Origin of the sequence: Kitasatospora sp. MBT63 (genome assembly GCF_000710465.2) — a bacterium.
Lineage (GTDB): Bacteria > Actinomycetota > Actinomycetes > Streptomycetales > Streptomycetaceae > Kitasatospora.
The window spans coordinates 1-4,685 of sequence record NZ_JAIZ01000194.1 but is presented as its reverse complement, the minus strand read 5'-3'; the positions used below and the strand labels follow the sequence as shown (position 1 = coordinate 4,685).

Here is a 4,685-nt window from a genome sequence, read left to right as displayed (position 1 = left end):
GCGCCCCCGGCGCCGAAGGCCGCGGCGCCCGCCGCCGCCCCGGCCGCCGCGGCCGACGGGCCCGAGCTCGTCCCGCTGCGTGGTCCGGCCAAGGCCGTCGCCACCAACATGGACGCCTCGCTGGAGGTCCCGACCGCGACGTCGGTGCGTGCCGTTCCGGCCAAGCTGCTGATCGACAACCGCATCGTCATCAACAACCACCTGCAGCGCGCCCGCGGTGGCAAGGTCTCCTTCACCCACCTGATCGGCTACGCCCTGGTCCAGGCCATCAAGGCCAGCCCGGGCATGAACCACAGCTACCAGGTCAAGGACGGCAAGACCTACCTGGTCAAGCCCGCCCACGTGAACCTGGGCCTGGCCATCGACCTGGTGAAGCCGAACGGCGACCGCCAGCTCGTGGTGGCGGCGATCAAGAAGGCCGAGACCCTCGACTTCTTCGGTTTCTGGCAGGCCTACGAGGACATCGTCCGCCGGGCCCGCGCCAACAAGCTGACGATGGACGACTTCACCGGCGTCACCGTCTCGCTGACCAACCCCGGCGGCATCGGCACCGTGCACTCCGTGCCGCGCCTGATGCAGAACCAGGGCACCATCGTCGGCGTCGGCGCGATGGAGTACCCGGCCGAGTTCCAGGGCTCCTCCCCGGAGACCCTGGCCCGCCTGGGCATCTCCAAGATCATGACGCTCACCTCGACCTACGACCACCGGGTCATCCAGGGCGCGGCGTCCGGCGAGTTCCTGCGCACCATCCACCAGCTGCTGCTCGGCGAGCACGACTTCTACGACGAGGTCTTCGAGTCGCTGCGCATCCCGTACGAGCCGGTGCGCTGGGCGACCGACGTCGCCACCACCCACGACGACGAGGTCAACAAGACCGCGCGCGTCATGGAGCTGATCCACGCGTACCGCGTGCGCGGCCACCTGATGGCCGACACCGACCCGCTGGAGTACAAGCAGCGCAAGCACCCCGACCTCGACGTCGTCCAGCACGGCCTCACGCTGTGGGACCTGGAGCGTGAGTTCGCGGTCGGCGGCTTCGGCGGCCAGAAGATGATGAAGCTGCGCGACATCCTCGGCCTGCTGCGCAACTCGTACTGCCGCACCGTCGGCATCGAGTACATGCACATCCAGGACCCGAAGCAGCGCAAGTGGATCCAGGAGCGGGTCGAGAAGCCGTACACCAAGCCCGAGCGCGAGGAGCAGCTGCGCATCCTGCGCCGGCTGAACTCCGCGGAGGCCTTCGAGACCTTCCTGCAGACCAAGTACGTCGGCCAGAAGCGCTTCTCGCTGGAGGGCGGTGAGTCGCTGATCCCGCTGCTGGACGCGACCATCGACGCCGCCGCCGAGCACCGCCTGGACGAGGCCGTCATCGGCATGGCCCACCGCGGCCGCCTGAACGTGCTGGCCAACATCGTCGGCAAGCCGTACGCCCGGATCTTCGGCGAGTTCGAGGGCAACCTCGACCCCAAGTCCATGCACGGCTCCGGTGACGTCAAGTACCACCTGGGCGCCGAGGGCACCTTCACCGGCCTGGACGGCGAGACCATCAAGGTGTCGCTGGCCGCCAACCCGTCCCACCTGGAGACGGTCGACCCGGTCGTCGAGGGCATCGCCCGCGCCAAGCAGGACATCCTGGACCAGGGCGGCACCACCTTCCCGGTGCTGCCACTGCAGATCCACGGTGACGCGGCCTTCGCCGGCCAGGGCGTCGTCGCGGAGACACTGAACATGTCGCAGCTGCGCGGCTACCGCACCGGCGGCACCGTGCACGTCGTGGTCAACAACCAGGTCGGCTTCACCGCCCCGCCGGCCTCGTCGCGCTCCTCGATGTACTGCACCGACGTGGCCCGGATGATCGAGGCGCCGATCTTCCACGTCAACGGCGACGACCCGGAGGCCGTGGTCCGCGTCGCGCGGCTCGCCTTCGAGTTCCGCCAGGCGTTCCACAAGGACGTCGTGATCGACCTCATCTGCTACCGCCGCCGCGGTCACAACGAGGCCGACAACCCGTCGTTCACCCAGCCGCTGATGTACGACCTGATCGACAAGAAGCGCTCGGTGCGCAAGCTCTACACCGAGGCGCTGATCGGTCGCGGCGACATCACCATGGAAGAGGCGGAGCAGGCGCTCCAGGACTTCCAGGGCCAGCTGGAGAAGGTCTTCTCCGAGGTCCGCCAGGCCGCCGGGACCCAGCAGCCGGCCACCAACGGCAAGCCGGTCGCGGACTTCCCGGTCTCCATCCAGACCGGCATCTCCGAGGAGACGGTCAAGCGGATCGCCGCCTCGCAGGTCAACCTGCCGGACTGGCTGACCGTGCACCCGCGTCTGCTGCCGCAGCTGCAGCGCCGCGCCGCCTCGGTCGAGGACAACACCATCGACTGGGCCACCGGCGAGACCCTCGCCATCGGCTCGCTGCTGATGGAGGGCCACCCGGTCCGGCTGGCCGGCCAGGACAGCCGCCGCGGCACCTTCGGCCAGCGCCACGCGGTGCTGATCGACCGCAACAGCGGCGAGGACTACACCCCGCTGCTGTACCTGACCGAGGACCAGGCCCGCTACACCGTCTACGACAGCCTGCTGTCGGAGTACGCGGCGATGGGCTTCGAGTACGGCTACTCGCTGACCCGCCCGAACGCGCTGGTCATGTGGGAGGCGCAGTTCGGCGACTTCGTCAACGGCGCGCAGACCATGGTGGACGAGTACATCGCCTCCGCCGAGCAGAAGTGGGGCCAGCACTCCGGCGTCACCCTGCTGCTGCCGCACGGCATGGAGGGCCAGGGCCCGGACCACTCGTCCGCCCGCCCGGAGCGCTTCCTGCAGCTGTGCGCGCAGGACAACATGACGGTCGCCATGCCGACCACCCCGGCGAACTACTTCCACCTCCTGCGGTGGCAGGTCCACAACCCGCACCACAAGCCGCTGGTCGTCTTCACCCCGAAGTCGATGCTGCGTCTGAAGGCGGCGGCGTCGGCGACGGCGGAGTTCACCTCCGGCTCGTTCCGCCCGGTTATCGGCGACTCCACGGTGGACCCGGCGAACGTCCGCAAGGTGGTGATCACCTCCGGCAAGTTCTACTACGACCTGGAGGCGGCCCGTACCGAGCGCGGCATCACCGACACCGCGATCGTCCGGGTCGAGCGGCTCTACCCGCTGCCGGTGGCGGAGCTCCAGGAGGAGCTGAGCCGCTACGGCGAGGACGTCCAGTTCATCTGGGCCCAGGAGGAGCCGGCCAACCAGGGTTCCTGGCCGTTCATCGCGATGAACCTGGTCGACCACCTGCAGGTGGTCGTCGGGCGCAGCGCCAACGGCGGTGCCCGCCTGCGCCGCGTCGCCCGTACGGCCTCCTCCGCCCCGGCGGTCGGTTCGGCCAAGCGGCACGCCGCCGAGCAGCAGGCGCTGCTCGACGAGGTGTTCAGCATCTGATCCGCTGACGGCGGGTACCACGACGCCCGGGTCCGGGCCTTCGCTGCGGCGGAGGTCCGGGCCCGGGCGTCCGTGCGTCCCCGGTACGGACGTTCGCCGCGGACGTTCGCCAAGGCCACAGCTCGGCAACCAATTGGGGAACCGGCTGGGAGCGGAAGCTGACGCACCGATAGGTTGGCCCCGGACGCCACCGCCCGTGTCCGCACCGGGCGGCGGCCGAAGGACACTCGCCACAGGGGGGCCACCGTCATGACCGCCGACACGCCGCGGGACGCCGCCGCGCCGCTTGCGCCGATCTTCCAGCCGCTGCACCCCGACGACCCGCGCGAGGTGGGCGGCTACCGGCTGTTCGCCCGGCTCGGCGCGGGCGGCATGGGCCGGGTGTACCTCTCGTACACGCCCGGTGGGCGGCCGGTGGCGCTGAAGGTGGTGCGGCCGGAGTTCGCCGAGGACGCGGAGTTCCGCCGCCGGTTCGCCCAGGAGGTGGCCAACGCACAGCGGATCCACGGCCTGTACACCGCCCAGGTGATCGACTCCGGGCCCGCCGCCGAGGCTCCGTGGCTGGTCACCGCGTACGTCCCGGGCCCGTCGCTGCAGCAGGTGGTGCGGGAGCACGGCGCGCTGCCGGTGCGGACGGTGCTGCTGCTGATCGGCGGGATCGCGGAGGCGCTGCAGGCGATCCACAGCGTCGAGGTGGTGCACCGCGACCTCAAGCCGGCCAACGTGCTGATCGCGGCCGACGGTCCGCGCGTGATCGACTTCGGGATCGCCCGGGCCGCCGACGCCACCGCGCTGACCGGGACCGGGTTCCGGATCGGCTCGCCCGCCTTCATGTCGCCCGAGCAGGCGCAGGGCAGGCCGGTCACCCCCGCCACCGACGTCTTCGCGCTCGGCGCGCTGGCCGCGTACGTGGCGGGCGGGACCCCGCCGTTCGGCGAGGGGCCGGAGACCGCGGTGCTCTACCGGGTGGTGCACGAGGAGCCGGTGCTGGACGGCGTCCCGGACGGGCTGCGCGAACTGCTGCTGCGCTGCCTGGCCAAGCGGCCCGAGGACCGGCCGCGGCCGGCCGAGATCATCGACATCGCGCGCAGCCACCCGGCGGTCGGCGGGCAGCTGCGGTTCGCCGACGACTGGCTGCCGCGGCAGATCAACACCGAGATCACCCGGCGCTCCGACCTGCCGAAGACCCCGCCGACCCCGCTGCCGGTCCCGCCGCCGCCCACCGCTCCGCCGGCTCCCTCGGCGGCGCCGGGCGCGACGGC

Annotated in this window: 2 protein-coding genes; both read left to right on the top strand. The window is 71.1% G+C overall.

Annotated features, from left to right (window positions below; all coding sequences use genetic code 11):
- The coding region (locus tag AA75_RS13680; RefSeq protein ID WP_033820247.1) for a multifunctional oxoglutarate decarboxylase/oxoglutarate dehydrogenase thiamine pyrophosphate-binding subunit/dihydrolipoyllysine-residue succinyltransferase subunit at positions 1-3,423 on the top strand (3,423 nt) is incomplete at its 5' end.
- Between the two features lie 249 nt (positions 3,424-3,672).
- Positions 3,673-4,685 (top strand): serine/threonine-protein kinase (locus AA75_RS13675; protein WP_033820246.1); only part of this gene is annotated, 1,013 nt, incomplete at its 3' end.